This window comes from Rhodococcus sp. P4_F5 (assembly GCF_056401315.1).
Genome location: NZ_JBFUJP010000010.1, coordinates 7,501 through 30,062 on the forward strand (window position 1 = coordinate 7,501; position 22,562 = coordinate 30,062).

The window sequence follows — 22,562 nt, forward strand, 5'->3', positions numbered from 1 at the left end:
TCCGCCCGACCCCGGGCAATTTCCCCAGGAACCGACCCTCCTCATCCGAGCGTCACCGAGGTCGACCGAATCGCCTGGTCGCAGGCCCCCGCGAGGTCCTCCCAGCGGTCGGCGAGCGACTGGCAGCCGACGCTCACCTGCAGGCCGTCCGCGACGTACACGTGCCACCGCACCTCCGAGTCCGGGTCGGGGATCTCCCGGTACGTCAATGCCTCTCGCCCGTCCGCCGGCGCCCGTTCGAGGGACCGGAACACCCCGGGCCGCTCGGCGATGCGCTGCCGCAACGTCCGCGCCACCGCGTCCAGATCCGCACCGGGCGTGAGTTCCTTCTGCACCAACAGGATTCGCGCCGGACCGCCGTCGTCACGCACCAGCTCGAGCCGGTCCGGACGGCGGCCGGCCACGCGCTCACCCCAGCCCGGCGGCACGGCCAGTTCGACCCGGCCCACCGCCCCGCGCTCGGTCGTCGGGGCAACCTGCTGGGCCACGGGGGGTTCGGCGACAACGGATTCGGCCGGACCGGCGGCCGGCGCCGGCCACGCCGCCGTGGAACCCGCCGTCGCAGTCCCGTCCTGCGAGTGGAGGACGCCGGCACCCACCACGGCCAGTCCCGTGATCGCGGCCACCGCAGCCAACGCCGCGGCCACCCTCCGGCGACCGGGACTGCCACCGCGCGACGGAGCCGGGTCTGCCGGCTCCCGCCGGGCAGCCTCGGGTAGCGCCGTCGGCAGCGTCGCCGACACGAGCGCCAAGGCACCCGCGACCACCTCGGCGCCGGAGACCTCGGTCGCCACTGTCGCGGTGCGCCCACCCGATTCCAGGGCGCGCAGCAGGACCTGCCCCGTCCCGGCGGGCACTTCACCGGTCACCAGCACCCGCGCCGGCCAGCGCGGGCACGCGGCGACCAGTGCCGCCACCCACTCCCCCGCCCGCCCGGGCTCACCCGTCGCCGTGGCACTGTCCGTCGGGCCCCCTTCCCCTCCACCGAGACACAGGTCCGCCGACCCCCACTCGCCGAGGTGGACGCAGTCCGGGGACCCCGACACGCTGGCCGTCGAGGCGAGCAAGCCCACTTCGAGGACCGCCACCTCGCTGTCGGCACCCGCCGCCCGGCGCACCGCGTCCGGCACCGAGACCAGGGTGACCTCCCGTCCCACGGTGCGACCGGCCGCGGACAGCGCTCCGCGCCGACCGCGCCCCCAGTTCGCGGGGTGGGTGAGGACCACGAGGTCCGCGTGTCGGTCCAGTCCGCAACCAGCCGCCGCGTGCGTGACCAGTCCGGCCAGCACCTCCGTCATCGGGAAGACGCCCTCACCGAGCGCGAGGTAGCGGTCGTCCAGGTACCGGATCGGGTGTCGCTCGAACACCGCCGACTCCGACAGGCCGAGCCCCATGCCGAACACCAGTCCCGCAGCGGATGCGGACACCGTTGCGGGGCAGAAGAATTCCGCCGCGCCGGATCGCGCCCACAGGGCCGACTCGGTGAGGTGAATCGCCAGCACCCGCGCCGCCGTCACATCGGGTCCAGCCACGCGACCTGTATGAGGGAGGTGGCGGACCGGGTGACGAACGTGCCGCGACCGGCAGGCATCTCGCTCGCCCGGACCGCGCCGACCAGCGCGCCCTCGTCGCGGCTGCCGCTCATCACCACCCCGATGGGCACCAGTTCCCGCAACCGGGCGAGCACCGGCTCGTACAGTGCGCGGGCGGCTCCACCGGTCCGCCGGGCGACCAGCAGGTGCAGACCGATGTCCCGCGCATGCGGCAGGTAGTCCAGCAGCGGCGCCAACGGGTTTCCGCTGGAGGTGGCCACGAGGTCGTAGTCGTCGACGACGACGTAGATCTCCGGGCCGCTCCACCAGGAACGTTCCCGCAGCTGCCGCTGGGTCACCTCCGGACCCGGCATGCGTCCGGCCAGGATCCCGGCGAGCTCGGTGATCATCGTGGAGAGCGTTGCCGCCGATGCGGCGTACCCCGCGAGGTGGTCACCCTCGACGGCGCCGAGCATGGTCCGCCGGTAGTCGGCCACGATGATCTTCGCCTGCCCCGGGGTGTTCGACTCGACGATGCCCGCACAGATCCCGCGGAGCAGGGTCGTCTTGCCGCTCGCGCCGTCCCCGAACACCAGCAGGTGCGGCTGGTCGGCGAGGTCGACGTAGGCCGGGGCCAGGTCCGCCTCGCCGATGCCGATCGGGACCCGTCGGCGCGGCGCCTCCCGGTCGGCCGGGGGCCACTGGGCTGCGGCCAGCATCGCCGTCCGCGCACACCGCTCCGGCAGCATCCGGACCGGCGGGGCCGTCTCTCCGGCCGCCGCCGCGACCACCCGCGCCACCGTGTCCGCGACCCCTGCGGTGAGGTCGACACTGCGCGGGACGCCGTCCACCCGGGGCAACGCCGTCAGCAGGTGCAGGCCGTCGCGGGTCATACCCCGTCCCGGCCTGCCCTCCGGTACTCGGGATGCCTTGGCCCGTCCCATGTCCGAGTCCGACGGGTCGCCGAGCCGGAGCTCGATCCTGGTCCCCAGCTGGTCCTTGAGGGCCGGACGGATCTCGCCCCAGCGGGAGGCCGTGACCACCACGTGGACGCCGAAGGACAGGCCCTGGCCGGCGAGCGCACCGATCTGAGCCTCCAGCGGCTCGAAGTCCTGCCGGATGCCCGGCCAGCCGTCGATCACCAGGAACACGTCGCCGAAGGGGTCCGCCGCGACCGCGTCGGCGTCGGACCCGCCAGCTCCACGCAGCCGCCGGAACTCGGCCATCGAGTCGATGCCGAGCTCGCGGAACCGCTGTTCGCGCCGCCGGAGCACGGTGCTCACCTCCGCGACGGTACGCCGGACCCGGTCCACGTCGAGGCGGTTGGCGACCGAGCCGACGTGCGGCACCCCGGCCAGCCCCGCCAGCGTGCCGCCGCCGAAGTCGAGGCAGTAGAACTGCACCTGCCGCGGCGAATGTGTCAGTGCCAGTGACAGGATCAGCGTTCGCAGCGCGGTGGACTTTCCGGACTGCGGACCCCCGACCACGGCGACATTGCCATGCGAACCCGACAGGTCCACCACCAGTGGGGCGCGGCGCTGGTCGAAGGGGCGGTCCACCACGCCGACCGTCGCCCGCAGGCCCGCCGGCGTGGACGCGGGTTCGAGCGGCCCCGGCAGGATCTGGTCAAGTGTCGGCGGATCGGTCAGCGGCGGCAGCCACACCTCGTGCGCCGCGGGACCGCAGCCTCGGACCCCCTCGACGACGGCCTCGAGCACCGTCCGCCCGGATTCCTCGGCCGGTATCGGCTCTGGAGGCGGCTGCGCGGGCCGCTCGATCAGCCAGGCCGCCAACGGAACCGGAGCCGCGGTGAACGGTCGCGGCAGCAGGTCCGTCGCCGCCGACGACTCCCCGAGCGGAGCCCCGGGGCGGCCGGCCGGGCACGGGCCCGAGACGTACGCGGCAGCGAAGCGCACGATCTCCGCCGAGTCGCACTTGAGATAGCCCGAGCCCGGCGTCGCGGGCAAGTGGTATGCATCCGGCACGCCGAGCACGGTCCGGGACTCGTTGGCGGAGAACGTCTTGAGACCGATGCGGTACGACAGGTGGCTGTCGAGTCCGCGGAGCTTGCCCTCCTCCAGTCGCTGGCTCGCGAGCAGCAGGTGCATGTGCAGCGAGCGGCCCAACCGGCCGATCGCCACGAACAGGTCCGCGAACTCCGGTTGCTGACTGAGCAGTTCGGAGAACTCGTCGACGACGATGAACAACGCGGGCAGCGGAGCCAGGTCCGCGCCCGCGGCCCGGGCCTTCTCGTAGTCGGACACGTTGGCGAAATTGCCCGCCGAACGCAGCAGTTCCTGGCGGCGGTTCATCTCGCCCGCCAGGGCGTCACGCATCCGGTCGACCATCGCCAGTTCCTCGGCCAGGTTGGTGATCACCGCCGCGACGTGTGGCGCCCGGTCGAGGCCCAGAAAGGTCGCACCGCCCTTGAAGTCGACCAGCACCAGATTCAGCGCCGCGGGTGAGTGGGTGGCGATCAGTCCCAGCACCAGGGTGCGGAGGAACTCTGACTTCCCGGATCCGGTTGCCCCGATACACAACCCGTGCGGACCCATCCCGTTCTCGGCAGCCTCCTTGAGGTCGATCTCCACCGTCGAGCCGTCGGCCCCGACCCCGATCGGCACCCGCAGCCTCTCGCGGGGCGGGCGGGGAGCCCATGCGATCTGGGGGTCGAAGGCCGCCACGTCTGAGATCCCGAGCAGTTGCTGCCAACTCGCGGTCGGCGGGCCGTCCTCGGCGTCGGACTCGGTGCCCGCCGCCGCGACAGCCCGGTACGGGGCAAGTCGCCTCGCCGCCGTCTCGGCCTGCTCGACGCTGCGCCGGTCGGCGACGGCAAAGGTCTCCACCCCGGATCCGGTTCGGGCGCCGAGAGACACTTCGCCGGGTGAGGCGCGGTCCAGGACCAGTTCGATCCCGCGGGCGGCCACCAGCGACGGGCAGAATCCCGTCAGGTCCACCACCGTGACCGAGTCCAACCCGTCGGCAAACCGGCTCTCGCCGTCGAGGACGCCGCCGTCGACCACGACCACCAGTTGGACGACACCCGCCACCGCCGGCGCACCACGGGAGTACCCGGCACGCATCGAGAACTGCGAGTACAGCGTGGCGTCGAGTTCCGTCAGCGAGCCGAACACCATCCGGCTCACGCCGGCGCCGTCGACCACCTCCGGGTTCGCGGCGTGCGGGAGCCACTTGGCCCACTCCCACTCGGTTGCGGTGTCCGGCCCGCACAGGATCGCGACCCTGACCTGGTCGGGACCGTGAAAAGTACACAGCTGCAGCAGCATCGAGCGAACCAGGTCACGACCGGCGGACCTGTCGCCGCTCACGCCGAGGGCCGCGAAGCCACGCAGGGACACCGACGTCGGCAGCGCGGGCACCACGGAGTGGGTGCGGACGAACCGGCGCAGCGACACGGCCGCGACCGGCTCGAGGTCCTCCACCGGCCCGGTCTCGGGGGCGATCAGCCTGGTGGCCAGTCGCTGGCTGCCCGCCCCGACGCGGACATGGCAGTAGTCGACGTCGTTGACCCGGCGCTCCCACATCCGGTCGGTGCCGGCCAGCGTCCACAGCAGGTCCGGGTCGGGGTGAGTCCACTCGAGCGCACGGCACTGCTGGTTGCCGGTGTCGTAGACGTCGCGCCGCAACTGGTCCAGGTACCGCAGGTAGTCCTTGCGGTCCTCGTCGATCTCCGCCGACCTGGTGCCACCGCCGCGGCCGCCACCGAGCATGCCCAGCATCGAGACGACCATCATCACCGGGAACAGCAGCGACATCGGGTTCGCCGCCATCCCCGAGGTGAACATCAGCGCCACCATGCCGAGCACGGCGACGACCATCACCAGCGGCAGCATCTTGGCGAGCAGGTTCCCGGGCACCACCTTCGGGACCTCGGGAGGCGACTGCAGGCTGAGTTCGCCGCCGGGAACGCGCGGCACCTCCCGCCGCGCCTTGCGTACGAAACGCACAGTGCTCACGCGCGTTCACCCCCATGGTCGTCGCGTTGCCCCGACGCCCGTCCCGCCCCCCGGGACGATGCATCGACGACGAACGGTAACCGATCGAATTCCCACAACGCGGCGAACCGTCGAATCCGGTTGTCGTAGAGTGCGTCCGTGTTCCGTCGAGGAACGCCGCAGGTGGGGACCTGCGTGGCAGGGGGGAACTTCCGGGGATGAACAACATTGACGTGGCCGGGCGGCCGACGAACGGGTCCGGCACCGCGCAGTCCGACCTGTGCCGGCTGTCGGTGCGCACCGAACACACTCAGGTCGACCTCGCGGTGCCGCACGCCGTGTCGGTGGCGATGATCGTCCCCGGCATCGTCGACCTGATCGACCAGCACGCCCCGTTCGGACAACACTGCACCGCAGACCTTTTCGGCGTCGGCGAGGGCCGCACGGAGGCAATCCAGTGGGCGTTGTCCCGGCTGGGTCAGGCGCCCCTGGATGCCGCGCGGACCCTCGCCGAGCACGGGGTGYGCGACGGCGAACTCCTCGTCCTGACGCCCACGGAGCGCGCCGCGCCACCGCCACTGTTCGACGATCTCATGCACAACGTCGCGGCCGCCGACGCGGACCGCCACCGGCGATGGGGGCCGGGGCCGGCGCGGGCCATGGGCGCGGTGGTCGCCGCCGCGGCCGCCGTCGTCGGTTCCGCGACGCTGTTGACGGCGAGGTCCACCGCCGACAGCGTCGCCGGGGCCCTGGCCGCGCTGGTGGTCGCGGTGCTCGCGCTCACCGCGGGCGCCCTGGTCAGCCGGGTGTACCGGGACCGGTACGCCGCGACCGCACTCGTCGGGTGCGCGCTGCCGCTTGCCTTCACCGCCGGCGCGCTGATGGTGCCCGGCCACCTCGGGGCCGCCCACCTGTTCCTCGGGTCGGTGGCCTGCGGGGTCTTCGCGGTGCTGGCCGTCCGGGCCGGCGGGGTGGGACTCGCGTTGTGCACCGCGACCGCGACGGGCGCGGTCCTGGCGGGCGCGGCGGCTGCCGCCGGGATGCTGACCGACCAGCCCCGCCACGTGATCGGCGCGGTGCTCGGTGCTGCGGCCCTCGCCGGACTGGCGATCGCGCCACGCCTGTCGATTCTGCTGGCGGCGCTGCCGCTACCACCGGTCCCCTCGCCCGGGACGCCGTTGGACCCGGACGAGCCCGACTCGGACGCGGGTGGTGTGCCCGCCGCGTTCGAGGGCCTGCAGACCCGTGCCCGGCGGGCGCACCGGCACCTCACCGGTCTGGTCTCCGCGATGGCCCTGACGACAGTCGCCGGCGCGCTGATGTCCGCGCGACTGTTCGCCGACGACGGGATCTACTGGCCCGGAACGATGTTCGCATCCGTCTGTGCGGTGGTGCTGATGCTGCGCGGACGCGGCCACTCCAGTCTCGCCCCGGCCGCCGCCCTCATCGGGTCGGGCGCCGCGACGCTCGCGCTGCTCGTCACCGGCGCGGCGGTCGCCGGCACCGGCCCGTCGCTCGCCCTGTTCGCGCTGGCGGTGCTCGGCGCGGGTGCCGCACTCACGCTCGGCATGCTCGCCCCCGAACACGCCTTCTCGCCGGTGACGCGCCGCAGCGTCGAGATCGTCGACTACGCGGCCATCGCGGCGGTGGTCCCGTTGGCCTGCTGGGTGTCCGGCCTGTTCGCGACGATGCGCGGGCTGTGACCGCCCGCGTCCGCCGACTCGCGACCGTCGCCGCGGTCGCCGGGGCGGTCGCGCTCGGTCCCGGCACCGCGGGCGCCGTACTGCCACCCGTTGTCGACCCGGGCCGACTGCCACCGAACTCGGCACCCACCGCGCCCGCGACCGAGCTCCGCGACCCCTGCACGGCAACCTCCGCGGTGGCCGACCTGGCGCAGGTCCCCGTCCCGCAACGCGCCCTCGACCTGGAATCCGTGTGGCCGTTGACAACCGGTCGCGGGCAGCTCGTCGCCGTCATCGACACCGGCGTATCACCGCACCAACGGCTGCCAGGTCTGGTCCCCGGCGGCGACTATGTCTCCACCGGAGACGGCACCGAGGACTGCGACGCCCACGRCACACTGGTCGCCGGGATCGTCGCGGCGACCCACGACGCCGCGACCGGGTTCGCCGGTGTGGCCCCGGACGCCCGCATCCTGAGTATCCGCCAGTCCAGCAACCTCTACCGGGAGACCGGCGGCGCCCGAGATGCCGAGGGCCGCAATGCCCGCGGCGTCGGCACCATCGGCACCCTCGCGAGCGCGATCCGACGCGCCGCGGACCTGGGTGCCACCGTCATCAACATCTCGGAGGTCGCCTGCCTGCCCGCGGGCTCGGGGGACGGCGGAGTCCTCGGGGCCGCGGTGGACTACGCGGCGCGGGTCAAGGACGCCGTGATCGTCGCGGCCGCGGGAAACCTCGACACCGAGGCATGCCGGGCGTCGAACCCGCCGCCGGATCCCGCCCGGCCGCACGCAGACCCGTGGGAGGCGGTCACCACGGTCGCCACCCCCGCCTGGTACGACGACCAGGTCCTCGCCGTCGGCTCAGTCGACCCGGGCGGGGCCGCGTCTGCCTTCACCGTGCCGGGCCCCTGGGTGGACGTCGCGGCGCCGGGCACCGGCATCGCCTCGCTGGACCCACGCCGGACGGGACCCGAGGGGGTCACCGACTCCACCGACGGCGGCGCGGTGCAGGGCACCAGTTTTGCCGCACCGTATGTCGCGGGCACCGCCGCGCTGGTCCGGGCCCGCGATCCGCATCTCACCGCGCGGCAGGTGATGGACCGGATCGAGGCCACCGCCCACGCGCCCGCCACCGGCTGGGACCCGTACATCGGTCACGGCGTGGTCGACCCGATGGCCGCGGTGACCGCGGAGAAGACACTGACCCCGACCGGGCGCGAGCCGCGGTCGAGAGCGGTGGCGGCCCCCGATGCGCCGCCGCCTCCCGACCACCGCGCACGCGACGCCTCGATGATCGGCGCGACCGCGGTGGGCGCGTCGCTCGGGATCGGGCTGCTCGCGTCGCTGCCGCTCCGCCGCGTCCGTCAGCGAGCGGGGTCGGGTACCACCACCGGGTGATCGTCCGGCGCCACCCCGTCATGAGCGAGGAACGCGGCCTCTCGCCCCAGCGTGGGCCCCGGCGCCAGCAGCGACAGGATGGGCCACGGTACCGGCGCGCCGGGGGCGGTCAGACCGAGAGCCTTTGCCGCGTCGTCGTTCTCGACTCCGTAGCGCACCCCGGTGTCGGCCACGAAGAACAGTGCGCCACGGCGCTCACTGGACGCCGCGATGCCCGTGGAGTGGACCAGACCACCGTTGCCCGGACGCAGGTAGACGGCATCGGCCTTGTCCCCGGCGCCGTCGGCCTGGGCCAGCATGACGGGACGAGCACCGTCGGGCAGCGGCAGCGTGTTCCCGGCGATCACGCTGACCGTCGCGCGCAGCCCGCCCGGCGCCGCGGCGGCGCCCGGCACCGGATTCCACGACAGGCAGCTGACGGGACTGCCGGCCACCCCGACCAACTCCGGCGGCATCGACGGAAAGGTCGACACGGCAAGGTCGTTCGCCTCCGGCAACCTGGACACGACGTCGGGAGTGACCGAGTCCGTGCCAGCGGCGCCCTGCGAATCGGAGTACCGGATGAGGCCGGCGGTGGCCTGACTGATCCGTTGCAGCCCGCCGCGCAACAGGACGTAGAACCGGGTCTCCTGCGCGTCCTGCACCTGCACGACCGATCCGATGGTCTTGCCCGGCAGCGAGTACGGCGGCTGCTCCCCCGCACCCTCGATGACGGGCGGCGTCAGCCCCGGCGCCTCCGGGATGGCCTCGAGCAACCCTGCGCTGACCGGCCGCGGCTCGATCCCGTCGAGACCGAAGGCCAACGCGACCGCGTGATCCGCCGGGTCGATCCGGGCCCGGGTACCGGCGTGGACAAGGAACGTACCGTCGCCTGCGCGCACCAGCAGTGCCTGCGAGTCGGTGAGCGTGGACACCTGCTCGCCGAGCACCGGGTCACCGGCCAGCACCGCGGTGCTCACGGCCCTGTTGCCGCCGGCGGCGACGGCGTCGCAGACCGTCCAGGCGACCGCGTCCCCGTCCGGAAGTGCCGACGGCGCACCGGGAATGCCCATCAGGGCGCCCCGTGGCCGGCTGCCGAGCTCGGATTCCTTCACGATCGCCGGGGTCGCGGCGCTGCCGGTGACCAGTCGTGCGGACGCCAGGTTGAGGACGGGGTGCAGCACGTCCTCGACCACGACGAACATGGCGCCCGAGTCCTTGCCGACGACAATCGAGGCGTCGCCGATCTTGTCCTGCGGCCGGATCAGCGCGAGTGCGGCACACCCGGCCAGTCCCAGTACCGCGAGGACGGCCCCCACCGTCATCGCCCTCGACTGGGATCGCATCGGGTCGTGCAGCATTCGCACGTCCCGACGCACCAGCGCGTGCTCCATCCGTCGCACCAGAAAGCGGTATCCGCTCACCTGGACACGCGTAGTCGGCTGTGCGGCCATGGTCCCTCCCCCGTAACGGCGCACATTACGGGGGCACACAGTACAGTGGCCGTCGGCCGGTGCATGGGGGAATGCCCGGCCGTGGGGAACACATCGCATGGGGATGCGTGGTGGGGGGAATCGGGGATGATCGTGTTTCGACGCTTGGGGCGACGTCGGCCGGTGCAGCCGGACATGACGGTCCGGGTACTGGTGTGCGCTCAGTTGCTGGGGGTGGCTGCGGCTTTGGCGGCCGCGGTGACCGGGCTGCGCTGGTGGCAGTCTCTGCTGCTGGGCGCCGCGGCCGCGGCCGCCGCGATGACGCCGTTCCGGGGACGCAGCCTRCTGTCGTGGTGCGCCGCCGCCTGCGCCTTCCCGATGCGGCGGGTCCGGACGGCGGTCTCCGCCACGAACTTCCGGTCCCCTGGCGGTCCCGTCGTCGGGCTCGGATGGGACCTCGACCCGTCCGGCCGAGGAGCCGCCGTCGCCGCGGTCGTCGAGATGCTGCCGCCCCCGGGAAGCCACACCGAGATGTCCCGGAAGGGTTGCGAGCCGTCTCACCGGCTGCCGGTGGCCGCCATCGCGGAATCGTTGAACCACCACGACCTCTGTCTCAGCGGCATCGACATCGTCAGCCACGGCGCCCGGGTGTGTGAGGGCACTACCGCCGCCGATGTGTACGACCAGTTGATCGGACCGCTCCCGGCTACCGCTCGCCGCACGGTCTGGTTGGTGCTCCGGTTCGACGCCGCCGCCGAGTCAGAGGCGGTGGCCCGTCGGGGCGGTGGCGCGACGGGCGCCGCGCGAGCGGCATCCGTCGCCGCCCGCCGGATGGTCCGCACCCTGGAGGCCGCGGGCTGCCCGGCACGAGTCCTCGACGCCGCCGAGATCGACGCGGCGGCAATGCAGGTCACCCGTGGCGTGCGGCCCTGGTCTTTCGCCCGCGCCTGGAGCCAGGTACCCCTGCCCGGCGCCTGCAACACCGGCTACGGAATCAACCCACGGGCACTGTCCGAGGACCTGCTGACCGAACTCTGGGCACAGCCCGGCCTCGGCACCACCGTCGCGCTACGGCTGCGCCCGGGCCGCCGGCCGGGCGCGGTGCGGATCGGCGCGTCGTGCCGGCTGACCACCCGGACCCGCCCCGACCGGCTCGAGACGCCGGGGCTGGTGACCATGTCGGGCCGGCACGCCGACGCACTCGCGTCGGTCCTGCCCGCCGCGCCCGACCATCTCGACTCGCTGACCGGCTTCGCAGAAATCGACGCGAACCGCCTCGATGCCCTGGTGCTGCCGACCGCGGGGTGCGGGCAGCTGATCGGGTCCGCCGACGACGGGCGGGCGGTCGCCACCCGCATCGTCGGTCCGGAGATCGGCGCGGTCGAGGTGATCGGCGAGCTGTACCTCGCCCGACAGCTGGTCCTGCGCGCGATCGCCACCGGCGCACGGGTACTCGTCTGCTCGGCYCGCCCGCAGGACTGGGCTCGACTGGTCGACGCCATCGCCGGTCCGGACCGGGTACGCCTGACCAACGAGACGCGGATCGACCCGCGTTTCACCGCGGTGCTCTTCGACGGCATCGAGCCGGTCGAGCTCGGTCCCGGCGTCACCGCGATCCGACTGCTGGAACGGCCAGGGCCCCCGACGCTCGCGCCGCCGGACGTCACCGTCGTCCAGCCCGGATCGCGGGGAGATCGAATCGTGTTACGGACCAAGGAGACTCGTCGTGAGCTGACCCTGGTCACCATTGCGGAGGAGACCGCGTTCCTGGGGAGCCCGCAACCCGCAGCGGCGGTGCCCGGTGCCCTCGTTCCCGCGTCCTGAGCCCGGCCGCGTCAGCCCGGGTACGGCCGGGCCGCGCGCGCCGACCGCGCGGCGTCCGCCCACCAGGCCAGCTGGTCGAGCAGTCGGGCGGCGCCGTCGATCGCCGCGCCGTCCTCGGTCTCCCCGTCCGGGCCGAACCTCTTGCGGGCCTGGTGAAAACTCACCGTCTGCCGGATCGTGACCATGTGCACCTCGGCCACCACCTGACGCAGTTGCTCGGTCGCGCGTAACCCGCCGGACAGGCCGCCGTACGAGACGAACCCGACCGGCTTCGCCCGCCACTCCTGCTTGGCGCTGTCCACCGCGTTCTTGAGGGCAGCCGGGTAGCCGTGGTTGTACTCCGGCGTCACCATCACGAACGCCTCCGCCGAGGCGATCCGCTCGCGGAACCGGTCCGACTCGGCGGTGGCCGAGAGATCCTGCGGCAACTCGACGTCGGCGAGATCCAGGACCTCGGTGTCGAAGGCCGGATGATCCCGAGCCCGCCGGACGAACCACTCGGCGACGACGGGGGCGAATCTGCCCTCCCGGACACTGCCGACGATCACTTCCAGCCGAATAGGTTCTGTCACCACACCCCATCGAACCACGGGACGGGCGACGGCCGGACACGACGAGGCCCCCTGCCCGGGCGGGTCAGGGAGCCTCGTCACGACCTGGCGCTACGCGATGGTGCTGTTACGAACCGAACAACCGGCCCAGCGAACCGGCGGACCCGGTGCCGCCGTCGCCGTCGCCATCGCCGTCGTCAGCCACGGACACCTGCGTGGTCAGTGTCGGCGAGACGGACGCGGCGTGCCGGTCCGAGCCGGAGAAGCGGGCCGAGATCCGGTGGGCGCCCACCGAGTCGAAGCTGTGCGAGAGCGTTGCCTTGCCGTCGACGACGCCGACCGGCTCACCGAGCGGGACCTCGCCGTCGGTGAACTGCACGGTGCCGCCGGCGGGCGTCGGGGCCACCGTGGCCATGAGGTCGACCGCGGAGCCCACGGTTGCGGCGCCGGGCACCTCCAACCCGGTGGTGGTGGCGATGTCCCGCGCCTCGACGGTGACGTTCACACCGATGGGGTTGAAGGTCGTCGCCCCGAGCCAGGTGCCCACCTGGAACGAGAGCCCACTGTCGAACGTCCCGGCCCGCGCGGCATCCGGAACCTTGTAGGTGACCTCGAACGTCACGTCCTTGTTCTCGCTCAGCCAACGGTCCGAGACCAGCCACGAACCCGACACGGACAGACTGTTGTTCGCATTGTCCAACGACGGCGTCACCGGGTACGTCGACGAGCCCGAGGTCAGCCCCGAGGCCGTGACCTTCGCACTGCCGGCCACGTACTCGAACCCGGCCGGATGCACGTCGGTGATGTTCTCGAGGTACCGGTCCACGGCACTGGTCACCTCGAACACCGTCTTGTACGTCACCGTGGCGCCGCGCTCCGCGCTGCCCGGCGAGACACTCTTGGTGACCTTGACGTTGTCGGTTGTCTTGGTCGCCGAGGTCGGCGCCGCGGACGCGGCCCCGCTGCCGGCGACGAGTCCGACTGCCACCACCGCAGCGGCGCTGACGACCGCCGCTACCCGGCGAATCACGGTTTGGGGCATGGGGGTTCCTCCATGGTTCAGACGGGGCCTGCCGCACGAAGGTCGCATCGCGACGGCTGCTGCCGGGCGGCGCGGCGAGCGACAACTGCCAGTGTTCATACAGTTATACAGTTGCAAACATCGTTTCCCCTGTTCAGGGTTCACTCGCCGTCAGATTGCAAGACCCTGTCAGATCGCAAGACCGTGGGTGACCAGCGCGGCCAGCTCCTCGTACGCCTGCGCGTCGCCGAGTCCGGTCGACTCGGCGACCTGCCTGCGCTGGATCCGCACCATCGTCGACGCCGTCACCTCGGCGACGAACGCCGCGTGGACGTCCCGGAACTCGCCGGCCCGGACCCCCTCGGTGATGAGGTCCTGCACTCGACCCGCCGCGTAGCGGGTGTTCTGCTCGTAGACCTCCCTGGCGGCCACGTTCGCGGCGAGGTCCTCCATGAACTGCGTCGACGCCGGGCGCAGCTGCTCGCCGACCGCTTCCAGGTAGGTCCGAATGCGGTCTCGGGCGCCGCTCGCCCCGGCTAGTCGCTCCTCCACCCGCTCGGTCGCACCTCGGAAGAAGTGGACGGTCGCGGCGCGGACGAGCTGTTCCTTGCTGGCCGCCAGTCCGTAGAGCGTGGACTTCGAGCACTGCAGCCTGGTCGCCAACTCGTCGAGGGTGAGGTGGGCGAAACCCTCCGCCAACAGCAGCTCGACGAGCTGGTCGAGCAGCTGAGCCTTGCGGGCCGCGCCACGCACCTGGGTTGCCATACATATAACAGTACTGCAGTATCGATGCCAGTACCGTTACTGACCCGAGGAGAGCGCATGCCCGTCGAACGACTGCTGCCCAGCCAGGAAGCTCACGACCTGATCGAGCTGACCCGCGACGTAGCAGACAAGGTGCTGCGCCCCAAGGTCGACGCACACGAGAAGTCCGAGACCTTCCCCGATGGCGTGTTCCCCGCACTCGGTCGCGCGGGGCTGCTGAGCCTGCCGTATCCCGAGGAGTTCGGCGGCGGCGGCCAGCCCTACGAGGTGTACCTCCAGGTACTCGAGGAGCTGGCGGCGCGCTGGGCGGCCGTGGCCGTGGCAACCAGCGTCCACAGCCTGTCCTGCTTCGCGCTCGCCACTCACGGCACCACCGAGCAGCAGGCCAAGTGGCTGCCGGACATGTTGAGCGGCAACACCATCGGCGCCTACAGCCTCTCCGAGCCGCAGGCCGGCTCCGACGCGGCCGCGCTCACCTGCAAGGCCACCGCCGTCGACGGCGGGTTCCGGATCAACGGCTCGAAAGCGTGGATCACCAACGGCGGTCGCGCCGACTTCTACACGCTCTTCGCCCGCACCAGCGACGACGGACCGCGCGGGATCTCCTGCTTCCTGGTCGATTCCGCGACCGAGGGCCTGAGCTTCGGCAAGCCCGAGGAGAAGATGGGACTGCGGGCGGTGCCGACCACCTCCGCGCACTACGACGACGCCTTCGTCGACGCCGAGCGCCTCATCGGACAGACCGGCCAGGGCCTGCCGATCGCGTTCAGCGCGCTCGACTCGGGCCGACTCGGCATCGCCGCCGTCGCGGTCGGGCTCGCCCAGGGCGCACTCGACGACGCGGTTGCATATGCCAAGGAGCGCAAGGCATTCGGCAAGCGCATCATCGACCACCAGGGGCTCGGCTTCCTCCTTGCCGACATGGCCGCCGCCGTGGACTCTGCGCGCGCCACCTACCTCGACGCCGCACGGCGACGCGACGCCGGGTTGCCGTACTCACGCCAGGCGAGTGTGGCCAAGCTGATCGCCACCGACGCCGCCATGAAGGTCACGACCGACGCTGTCCAGGTCTTCGGCGGCTACGGCTACACCCAGGACTTCCCGGTCGAGCGGTACATGCGCGAAGCCAAGATCACCCAGATCTTCGAGGGCACCAACCAGATCCAGCGCCTGGTGATCGCACGGTCGCTCGCCGGCTGACCGGCTCGCCACTCTTGCCGCGCCGGTCGCACACCGGCGCGGCAAGCGTCATGTGTCGCGCATCACGTTGCGCGCCCACGTCGCCCGCTGACACATTGTCGTGCAAGGCTCACGACGCTGGGCCGAGCCAAGACTCAGGCCAGTCGGGAGGTCGCGGGTGTCATCGAATTCCGTGAGTGCGATCAGTGGCGCCCACTATCGCTCTCTGATCCAGAACGTCGACATGCCGGTCATCGTGCACCAGAGCGACGACCACGTGGTCGACGTCAACCGCGCCTTCGCGGAACTGCTCGGGTACACGCTGCCCGAGGCCCGCGCGCTCGGCCCGCGAGAGTTCGTGCACCCGCGACTGATGGCCGAACACGACCAGGGGCAGCACCGGTTGATCTCGGGGGCGCAACTGGACCTCGCCGCCGACTACGACCTCGTCCGCAAGGACGGCGGCGTCATCCGGGCCCGGGTGAAGAAGTCGGTCGCGCGGCACAACGCGGAGACCGTGGTGATGACGGTGATCGAGGGAACTCCGCTGTCGCTGTGACCGCCCGCTCGGCGGCTCCGTCCGCGGCTGGGACGAGGACTCAGTCCCCGCAGCACCCGCCCGGCACCGTGCGCACCTCTCGGGTCGCCGCGTTGCGCGCGGCCAGTTCCTCGTTCGGCGGGTAGTCGACGGCCACCAGGCTGAGCCCGTGCGCGGGTGCCACCAGCACCGAACTCGACCGGGACCGCTCCTGCAGCAGGGCAATCGTCCACTCCGGGGTGCGGCGACCCTCGCCGACCGCGATCATCGCGCCGACGAGACTGCGCACCATCGACCAGCAGAAGGCATCGGCACTGACGTAGGCCGTGACGATGTCACCCTCACGTGACCAGTCGAAGCGCTGCAACTCGCGGACGGTCGTCGCGTTCTCCTTGCGCCGGCAGAAGGCGGCGAAGTCGTGCAGACCGAGCAGCCCGCGGGACGCCTCACGCATCGCGTCGAGGTCGAGCGTCTTGGGCACCGACACGGTGTCGCGGGCACGCAGCGGTTCGGCGCCGTAGCGGGCGGTGGTGATCCGGTACTCGTAGTGCCGGCGGATGGCAGAGAACCGGGCGTCGAACTCGGCCGGCACCTCGGTGACCGCCTTGACCCGCACGTCCGGCGGCAGGAAGCGCGCGAGCCTGCGCACCAGGCGCTCCGGTTCGGCGGGCGCGGCGGCCACGKACACGTCCAAGTGCGCGACCTGGCCGCTGGCGTGTACGCCCGCGTCGGTGCGGCCGGCGACGGTCAGCTGCACGGGCTCGCGCAGGATCGTCGAGAGCGCCTGCTCGAGCACGCCGCAGACCGTCCGCAGGCCGGGCTGTCGGGCCCAGCCGGAGAAGTCGGTCCCGTCGTAGGTGATGTCGAGGCGAAAGCGAACGAACCCGCCGTCCCTGGAAGGGGCGGCGGGTTCGATCGAGGGTTCTGACGCGTTCAGCGTTAGTCCTTCTTGGCCTCGTCGGCCTCGACGACCTCGGCCTCGACCTCGGGGGTCTCGACCTCGGCCTCGACGGCCTGCTCCTCGACGGCCGGAGCTGCCTGCGAAGCCTGCACGCGACGTGCGCGGTCGGCCTCGGAGGTCACGGTCTGCTCCTTGACGAGCTCGATGATTGCCATCGGCGCGTTGTCACCCTTGCGGGGGACCGTCTTGATGATGCGGGTGTAGCCGCCGTTGCGCTCCGCGTAGAACGGACCGATCTCCGCGAACAGGGTGTGCACGACATCCTTGTTGCGGATGACCTTCAGCACCTCACGACGGTGAGCCAGCGTGCCGGCCTTCGCGTGCGTGATGAGCTTCTCGGCGTAAGGCCGCACGGCCTTCGCCTTGGCCTCGGTGGTGGTGATGCGGCCGTGCTCGAAGAGCGCGGTGGCCAGGTTGGCGTAGATCGCCTTCTGGTGGGAAGCCGACCCGCCGAAGCGGGCACCCTTCTTGGGCTTGGGCATGATGAATCTCCTAGTGAAGAACCTAAAGAGCTGGTCTACAGCTGTTCGGTCTCGGCGTAATCCTGGTCGTTGCCGTCGGTGTCGTTGAAGGCACCCGCATCCGTGTCGCTCCACGTACCGGTGGCGGCGTCATAGCCGGCAACGGTGCTGGGGTCGAACGAGGCCGGGCTGTCCTTCAGGGCCAGGCCGAGCGAATGCAGCTTGACCTTCACCTCGTCGATGGACTTCTGACCGAAGTTGCGGATGTCCAGCAGATCGGACTCGGTGCGACCAACCAGCTCGCCGACGGTGTGAACACCCTCGCGCTTGAGGCAGTTGTAGGAACGGACCGTCAGGTCCAGGTCCTCGATCGGCAGTCCGAAGGAAGCGATGTGATCGGCCTCGGCGGGCGAGGGTCCGATCTCGATGCCTTCTGCTTCGACGTTCAGCTCACGGGCCAGGCCGAAGAGCTCAACCAGGGTCTTGCCCGCCGAGGCGAGCGCGTCCCGCGCGGTGATGGAGTTCTTGGTCTCCACGTCCAGCACGAGCCGATCGAAGTCGGTGCGCTGCTCGACGCGGGTGGCCTCCACCTTGTAGGTGACCTTGAGCACGGGCGAGTAGATCGAGTCGACCGGGATACGGCCGATCTCGGCGCCGGACGCCTTGTTCTGGACGGCGGGGACGTAGCCGCGACCGCGCTCGACAACGAGCTCGATCTCCAGCTTTCCCTTGTCGTTCAGGGTGGCGATGTGCAGATCCGGGTTGTTCACCGTGACGCCGGCCGGGGGCACGATGTCGCCTGCGGTCACAGCGCCGGGGCCCTGCTTGCGGACGTACATGGTGACCGGCTCGTCCTCTTCGGAGCTCACGACGAGGCCCTTGAGGTTCAGGATGATGTCGGTGACGTCTTCCTTCACACCCGGGACGGTGGTGAACTCGTGCAGGACGCCGTCGATACGGATGCTGGTGACAGCAGCGCCGGGGATCGACGACAGCAGGGTGCGGCGAAGCGAGTTGCCGAGGGTGTACCCGAAGCCGGGCTCAAGGGGCTCGATGACGAACTTCGAGCGGTTGTCAGCGATGACCTCTTCGGTCAGCGTGGGTCGCTGAGAAATGAGCATTCGTTTTCCTCCTGTACGGGCGTCCGCTATTTGACGCCGCGATGGATGGTGCCTGGGGCACTCGTGCGCCTCCCCGGTGACCGCAGCCACCGGAAAGGCGCACGAATGGAAGGCATTACTTCGAGTACAGCTCCACGATCAGCTGCTCCTGCAGCGGAACGTCGATCTGTGCGCGCTCGGGCTCCTGGTGGACCAGGACGCGGAGGCGACCCGGGACAACCTGCAGCCAACCGGGGACCGGACGGTCGCCGACGGTCTCGCGGGCAACCTGGAACGGMAGSGTGSWSAGCGACTTCTCCTTGACATCGATGATGTCGTACTGSGAGACGCGGTAGCTCGGGATGTCRACCTTCTTGTTGTTCACGAGAAGGTGRCCGTGGCTCACGAGCTGACGGGCCTGACGACGGGTACGGGCCAGGCCGGCGCGGTACACGACGTTGTCGAGACGGGTCTCGAGGATGCGGAGCAGGTTCTCGCCGGTCTTGCCCGGGCGACGAACCGCTTCCTTGTAGTAGCGGACGAACTGCTTCTCCATGACGCCGTAGGTGAAGCGAGCCTTCTGCTTCTCCTGCAGCTGGAGCAGGTACTCGCTCTCCTTGATCCGCGCGCGGCCGTGCTGGCCCGGCGGGTAGGGGCGGCGCTCGAATGCCTGGTCGCCTCCAACGAGGTCGACGCGCAGACGACGCGACTTGCGGGTCATGGGGCCGGTATAACGTGCCATTTTCTAAACCTTTCCTTCCCGCTAGACCCGACGCCGCTTGGGCGGACGGCAGCCGTTGTGCGGCTGGGGGGTGACGTCAGAGATGGTGCCGACCTCGAGGCCTGCGGCCTGCAGCGAGCGGATTGCGGTCTCGCGTCCCGAGCCGGGGCCCTTGACGAACACGTCGACCTTCTTCACACCGTGCTCCTGCGCCTTGCGGGCAGCGCTCTCGGCGGCCAGCTGCGCGGCGAACGGGGTGGACTTACGCGAGCCCTTGAAACCGACGTGTCCCGAGGACGCCCACGAGATGACGTTTCCGGCCGGGTCCGTGATGGACACGATGGTGTTGTTGAAGGTGCTCTTGATGTGAGCGGCACCGTGCGGGACGTTCTTCTTGTCCCTGCGACGCGCCTTCTGGGTCTTCTTGGGACCGGTGCTACGAGACTTGGGGGGCATTACTTCGCCTTCTTCTTGCCGRCAATGGTGCGCTTCGGGCCCTTGCGGGTACGGGCGTTGGTCTTGGTGCGCTGACCACGCACGGGCAGACCACGACGGTGGCGCAGGCCCTGGTAGCAGCCGATCTCGATCTTGCGACGGATGTCCGCCTGAACCTCGCGGCGAAGGTCACCCTCGACCTTCAGCGACTCCTCGATGTACTCGCGGAGCTTGGCCAGGTCCTCGTCGCCCAGATCCTTGCTGCGCAGATCCGGGTTGACACCGGTCGCGGCAAGGATCTCCTTGGAGCGGGTACGGCCGACGCCGTAGATGTAAGTCAGTGCGATCTCCATACGCTTTTCGCGAGGAAGATCAACACCTGCGAGACGTGCCATGAGGCATTTCCTATCGGTGTGCGGAGGTCTGCTCCCAGCCCGTCCCCTGTGTCCTCTGATTGCTCAGAGCGTCTTTCAACTAACTCAGTGGGGCCCCGGCCTCCGTGCCGGGGGTCTACCGATGCGTGCCTGTTGGGTCGGAACCCGAGGGCCGTCGCACCGGCTGGTACTGGGAGGTCTTCTTGTCAGTTGCGTCGGGCAAGCCGATCGCAAGTCGTGCAGGTGGTTATCCCTGACGCTGCTTGTGACGCAGGTTCTCGCAGATCACCATGACCCGGCCGTTACGACGGATCACCTTGCACTTCTCGCAGATCTTCTTGACGCTCGGCTGAACCTTCACGTCTGTCTAATCTCCTGTGTGTCGCCCACCGGGGGTGGACATAGTTCTTCCCGGGCCAGGTGTGGCCCGGGGAGCTTTCGTTACTTGTACCGGTAGACGATGCGACCGCGAGAAAGGTCGTAGGGCGACAGCTCTACGACGACACGGTCTTCCGGCAGGATGCGAATGTAGTGCTGACGCATCTTGCCGCTGATGTGCGCGAGCACCTTGTGGCCGTTCTCGAGCTCAATGCGAAACATTGCATTGGGCAGCGGTTCGACCACGCGACCCTCGACCTCGATGGCCCCGTCTTTCTTAGCCATATCCTCCGCGATCCGTTGGTGGGCATCGTTCTCCGTTACGGTGGTGCCCAAGCGTTACTGAACCGGACGAACGCAGGCCTCGCACGCAAGCGCGAGCCCATTCGACCGGCACGCAGGACGCACCATTGATCTAGCTTACCGGAGTTCCCTCACCAGGCCAAATGTGCCCCGCGGAACCGCAGCCGGTGAAAGGACCGACCCGTGCGTGCCGTCGTGCAACGAGTGACCTCCGCCTCGGTCGAGGTCGACGGCCAGATCGTCGCCACGATCGACCCCGACACCCAGGGACTGCTGGTCCTGCTCGGGGTGGGACACGACGACGACTCGGCAGCGGCCGCAGCCCTCGCCGCGAAGGTGTGGAAGCTACGCATTCTGGACGGTGAACGCTCCGCCTCCGACGTCGCGGCACCGATCCTGGTCGTCAGCCAGTTCACGCTGCTCGCCGACACCCGAAAGAGCCGGCGACCGTCCTGGTCGGCGGCCGCGCCCCGCGCCGTCGCGGAACCACTGGTCGACGCGTTCGCCGACGCACTGCGCGGGCTCGGCGCCGACGTCGCGACCGGTCACTTCGGCGCACACATGAAGGTGGCCTCGGTCAACGACGGGCCGGTCACGCTGCTCCTCGAGTCCTGACACCGGCCGCCACGACGAGCCGGGCCGCCGCCTCAGCCGATGCCGATCTCCGGGTCAGGGGCGATGGCGACCGCCGGGCGGTCGCACTGCGGGTCGTACGCGAGGGTCTCGTAGTCGCACCACTGCGGACGGGCCGAGTCCTCCGCCGGCAGGTCGCACTCGGGACCGAGGTTGACGACGATGCCGCGGCACTGCAGCGGCGGACTGCTGGGGTCCGCCCCGGTTCCGAGTTCGACGGGGGGCGGGGAGGGCGCGTCGGGGGCGGAGGCGAACGCCGGTTGGGCGGCGCCGAGACACAGGAACAGGGCGAACGGCGCGGCGGCGACGAGTCGGTTGACGGACATGATCGAGATCCTCTCTGGTCGGGACTGGACACCTTCGACAGTGGTCGACGGCCTCCGTCACAACCAGTCCCCCGCGGTCGGAGTCCCCTGCCCCCGCCGGTGCCGGAATTCCCCCCGCGGAGTGGTTGACACGACAAAGGACAAGGCACCCACGGCCGGGAACGGCCGTGGGTGCCTTGCCTGCTGCGCGTGCGCCCGCTACTCGGGGCGCAGGGTGAGGATTCGCGGGCCGTCCTCGGTCACCGCGACGGTGTGCTCCCAATGCGCCGCCCGGGAGCCGTCGGTGGTGACGACAGTCCAGTCGTCGTCGAGCACCTCGGTCTCGGTGGTGCCGAGGGTCAGCATCGGCTCGATGGCCAGCACGGAGCCGACGACCAGCTCCGGCCCCTTGCCCGGCTTGCCCTCGTTCGCGAGGAACGGGTCCATGTGCATCTCGCGCCCGATGCCGTGACCGCCGTAGCCGTCGACGATGCCGTAGCGACGGCCGTGTGCCTGCTCCGCGGCCAGGGTGCCCAACTCGATCGCGTGGGAGACGTCGGTCAAGCGGTTACCCGCCAGCATCGCCGCGATGCCGGCCTCCATCGACAGCCGGGTGGCCTCGCTGAGGTCACGGTCCGCGTCGAGGTACTCCCCCACCGCGAACGTCCACGCCGAGTCGCCGTGCCAGCCGTCGAGGATGGCCCCGCAGTCGATCGAAACGAGGTCGCCCTCGACGAGGATGTCCTCGGCGGACGGGATGCCGTGCACCACACGGTCGTTGACCGACGAACAGATCGACCCGGTGAAGCCGTGGTACCCGAGGAACGAGGGCACCGCCCCCGCGTCCCGGATGGTCTGTTCGGCGAGCCGGTCCAGTTCCAGCGTGCTCACGCCGGGCTTGGCGGCATCCCGGACCGCGACCAGGGTCGCGCCGACGATGGCCCCGGCCGCGGCCATGGCATCGAGCTCACCGGCGGTGCGGAACGGGACGACCTTCTTGCGACGGAACCCCACGAAAACCTCTTACCTTG

The 22,562-nt window shown here is 70.7% G+C and carries 22 protein-coding genes; 6 read left to right on the forward strand and 16 right to left on the reverse strand.

From position 1 onward, the window contains the following. Nucleotides 1-41: 41 nt before the first annotated feature. Nucleotides 42-1,532 (reverse strand): type VII secretion-associated protein, encoded by a 1,491-nt coding sequence (locus AC1DU4_RS06995; RefSeq protein ID WP_477838356.1) that lies wholly within the window; start codon nucleotides 1,530-1,532, stop codon nucleotides 42-44. Further along, complete coding sequence (gene eccCa / locus AC1DU4_RS07000; protein ID WP_477838358.1) at nucleotides 1,514-5,509, reverse strand: type VII secretion protein EccCa; 3,996 nt, start codon at nucleotides 5,507-5,509, stop codon at nucleotides 1,514-1,516. Before eccCa ends, AC1DU4_RS06995 begins: the two co-directional genes overlap by 19 nt. Nucleotides 5,510-5,706: 197 nt before the next feature. Between eccCa and eccD the strand changes: the two genes are divergently transcribed. Both eccD and mycP read left to right on the forward strand, forming a co-directional pair. Then, nucleotides 5,707-7,191, forward strand: a complete 1,485-nt coding sequence (gene eccD / locus AC1DU4_RS07005) for a type VII secretion integral membrane protein EccD (RefSeq protein WP_477838360.1) — start codon at nucleotides 5,707-5,709, stop codon at nucleotides 7,189-7,191. Further along, the gene (mycP, locus tag AC1DU4_RS07010) at nucleotides 7,188-8,570 is read left to right on the forward strand and encodes a type VII secretion-associated serine protease mycosin (RefSeq protein WP_477838362.1); all 1,383 of its coding nucleotides are present in this window, start codon (nucleotides 7,188-7,190) and stop codon (nucleotides 8,568-8,570) included. Before eccD ends, mycP begins: the two co-directional genes overlap by 4 nt. Here the strand turns inward: mycP and eccB are convergent. Beyond that, nucleotides 8,537-10,003 (reverse strand): type VII secretion protein EccB, encoded by a 1,467-nt coding sequence (gene eccB / locus AC1DU4_RS07015; protein WP_477838364.1) that lies wholly within the window; start codon nucleotides 10,001-10,003, stop codon nucleotides 8,537-8,539. The genes mycP and eccB overlap by 34 nt on opposite strands. A gap of 126 nt (nucleotides 10,004-10,129) precedes the next feature. Here eccB and eccE point away from each other — a divergent pair, with 126 nt between their 5' ends. Continuing rightward, on the forward strand, nucleotides 10,130-11,806 hold the full coding sequence (gene eccE, locus AC1DU4_RS07020; RefSeq protein WP_477838365.1) for a type VII secretion protein EccE: 1,677 nt from the start codon (nucleotides 10,130-10,132) through the stop codon (nucleotides 11,804-11,806). 11 nt (nucleotides 11,807-11,817) lie between these two features. Here eccE and AC1DU4_RS07025 read toward each other — a convergent pair whose 3' ends face one another. From AC1DU4_RS07025 to AC1DU4_RS07035, 3 genes are all read right to left on the reverse strand, one after another. Beyond that, nucleotides 11,818-12,381 (reverse strand): NADPH-dependent FMN reductase, encoded by a 564-nt coding sequence (locus AC1DU4_RS07025; RefSeq protein ID WP_477838367.1) that lies wholly within the window; start codon nucleotides 12,379-12,381, stop codon nucleotides 11,818-11,820. A 103-nt stretch (nucleotides 12,382-12,484) separates the two neighbouring features. Continuing rightward, complete coding sequence (locus AC1DU4_RS07030) at nucleotides 12,485-13,399, reverse strand: Ig-like domain-containing protein (protein WP_477838369.1); 915 nt, start codon at nucleotides 13,397-13,399, stop codon at nucleotides 12,485-12,487. A 168-nt stretch (nucleotides 13,400-13,567) separates the two neighbouring features. Beyond that, nucleotides 13,568-14,143 (reverse strand): TetR/AcrR family transcriptional regulator, encoded by a 576-nt coding sequence (locus tag AC1DU4_RS07035; RefSeq protein ID WP_477838371.1) that lies wholly within the window; start codon nucleotides 14,141-14,143, stop codon nucleotides 13,568-13,570. 57 nt (nucleotides 14,144-14,200) lie between these two features. Here AC1DU4_RS07035 and AC1DU4_RS07040 point away from each other — a divergent pair, with 57 nt between their 5' ends. Beyond that, a complete protein-coding gene (locus AC1DU4_RS07040) occupies nucleotides 14,201-15,343 on the forward strand; it encodes an acyl-CoA dehydrogenase family protein (protein ID WP_477838373.1) in 1,143 nt (380 codons plus the stop codon). A gap of 172 nt (nucleotides 15,344-15,515) precedes the next feature. Continuing rightward, nucleotides 15,516-15,881: a PAS domain S-box protein gene (locus AC1DU4_RS07045; RefSeq protein WP_477838375.1), complete on the forward strand. Its 366-nt coding sequence runs from the start codon at nucleotides 15,516-15,518 to the stop codon at nucleotides 15,879-15,881. A gap of 40 nt (nucleotides 15,882-15,921) precedes the next feature. On the opposite strand, the gene truA is transcribed toward AC1DU4_RS07045, so the two are convergent. The 8 genes from truA to infA all read right to left on the reverse strand — a co-directional run bounded on the left by truA (nucleotide 15,922) and on the right by infA (nucleotide 20,575). Then, nucleotides 15,922-16,776, reverse strand: a complete 855-nt coding sequence (truA, locus tag AC1DU4_RS07050; RefSeq protein ID WP_477838451.1) for a tRNA pseudouridine(38-40) synthase TruA — start codon at nucleotides 16,774-16,776, stop codon at nucleotides 15,922-15,924. A gap of 23 nt (nucleotides 16,777-16,799) precedes the next feature. Continuing rightward, entirely contained in the window at nucleotides 16,800-17,303 is a 504-nt protein-coding gene (gene rplQ / locus AC1DU4_RS07055; RefSeq protein ID WP_477838377.1) for a 50S ribosomal protein L17, read from the reverse strand. 35 nt (nucleotides 17,304-17,338) lie between these two features. Further along, the gene (locus tag AC1DU4_RS07060; protein WP_072845916.1) at nucleotides 17,339-18,403 is read right to left on the reverse strand and encodes a DNA-directed RNA polymerase subunit alpha; all 1,065 of its coding nucleotides are present in this window, start codon (nucleotides 18,401-18,403) and stop codon (nucleotides 17,339-17,341) included. Between the two features lie 115 nt (nucleotides 18,404-18,518). Then, nucleotides 18,519-19,124 carry a 30S ribosomal protein S4 gene (rpsD, locus tag AC1DU4_RS07065; RefSeq protein WP_477838380.1) on the reverse strand — a complete coding sequence of 202 codons (606 nt, stop codon included), beginning with the start codon at nucleotides 19,122-19,124 and terminating at the stop codon, nucleotides 18,519-18,521. Nucleotides 19,125-19,145: 21 nt separating this feature from the next. Continuing rightward, nucleotides 19,146-19,559: a 30S ribosomal protein S11 gene (gene rpsK, locus AC1DU4_RS07070; protein ID WP_072845918.1), complete on the reverse strand. Its 414-nt coding sequence runs from the start codon at nucleotides 19,557-19,559 to the stop codon at nucleotides 19,146-19,148. Further along, entirely contained in the window at nucleotides 19,559-19,933 is a 375-nt protein-coding gene (gene rpsM, locus AC1DU4_RS07075; RefSeq protein ID WP_477838382.1) for a 30S ribosomal protein S13, read from the reverse strand. Before rpsM ends, rpsK begins: the two co-directional genes overlap by 1 nt. 226 nt (nucleotides 19,934-20,159) lie before the next feature. Further along, complete coding sequence (gene rpmJ, locus AC1DU4_RS07080) at nucleotides 20,160-20,273, reverse strand: 50S ribosomal protein L36 (protein WP_003938068.1); 114 nt, start codon at nucleotides 20,271-20,273, stop codon at nucleotides 20,160-20,162. Nucleotides 20,274-20,353: 80 nt separating this feature from the next. Further along, entirely contained in the window at nucleotides 20,354-20,575 is a 222-nt protein-coding gene (gene infA / locus AC1DU4_RS07085; RefSeq protein ID WP_003418601.1) for a translation initiation factor IF-1, read from the reverse strand. Nucleotides 20,576-20,776: 201 nt separating this feature from the next. Between infA and dtd the strand changes: the two genes are divergently transcribed. Then, complete coding sequence (gene dtd, locus AC1DU4_RS07090; protein ID WP_072845920.1) at nucleotides 20,777-21,208, forward strand: D-aminoacyl-tRNA deacylase; 432 nt, start codon at nucleotides 20,777-20,779, stop codon at nucleotides 21,206-21,208. A 32-nt stretch (nucleotides 21,209-21,240) separates the two neighbouring features. Here dtd and AC1DU4_RS07095 read toward each other — a convergent pair whose 3' ends face one another. Together AC1DU4_RS07095 and map are read right to left on the reverse strand one after the other, a co-directional pair. Then, nucleotides 21,241-21,552 (reverse strand): hypothetical protein, encoded by a 312-nt coding sequence (locus AC1DU4_RS07095; protein WP_477838391.1) that lies wholly within the window; start codon nucleotides 21,550-21,552, stop codon nucleotides 21,241-21,243. A 198-nt stretch (nucleotides 21,553-21,750) separates the two neighbouring features. Further along, nucleotides 21,751-22,545 carry a type I methionyl aminopeptidase gene (gene map, locus AC1DU4_RS07100; RefSeq protein ID WP_072845922.1) on the reverse strand — a complete coding sequence of 265 codons (795 nt, stop codon included), beginning with the start codon at nucleotides 22,543-22,545 and terminating at the stop codon, nucleotides 21,751-21,753. Nucleotides 22,546-22,562: the final 17 nt, after the last annotated feature.

Excerpts from the sequence above, each read along its gene's own strand:
- AC1DU4_RS07095 (WP_477838391.1), bottom strand. The coding sequence starts at position 21,552 with ATGTCCGTCAACCGACTCGTCGCCGCCGCGCCGTTCGCCCTGTTCCTG.
- AC1DU4_RS07040 (WP_477838373.1), top strand. The coding sequence starts at position 14,201 with ATGCCCGTCGAACGACTGCTGCCCAGCCAGGAAGCTCACGACCTGATC.
- AC1DU4_RS07060 (WP_072845916.1), bottom strand. The coding sequence starts at position 18,403 with ATGCTCATTTCTCAGCGACCCACGCTGACCGAAGAGGTCATCGCTGAC.
- AC1DU4_RS07030 (WP_477838369.1), bottom strand. The coding sequence starts at position 13,399 with ATGCCCCAAACCGTGATTCGCCGGGTAGCGGCGGTCGTCAGCGCCGCT.
- eccB (WP_477838364.1), bottom strand. The coding sequence starts at position 10,003 with ATGGCCGCACAGCCGACTACGCGTGTCCAGGTGAGCGGATACCGCTTT.
- rplQ (WP_477838377.1), bottom strand. The coding sequence starts at position 17,303 with ATGCCCAAGCCCAAGAAGGGTGCCCGCTTCGGCGGGTCGGCTTCCCAC.
- AC1DU4_RS07035 (WP_477838371.1), bottom strand. The coding sequence starts at position 14,143 with ATGGCAACCCAGGTGCGTGGCGCGGCCCGCAAGGCTCAGCTGCTCGAC.
- infA (WP_003418601.1), bottom strand. The coding sequence starts at position 20,575 with ATGGCTAAGAAAGACGGGGCCATCGAGGTCGAGGGTCGCGTGGTCGAA.
- rpsK (WP_072845918.1), bottom strand. The coding sequence starts at position 19,559 with ATGCCCCCCAAGTCTCGTAGCACCGGTCCCAAGAAGACCCAGAAGGCG.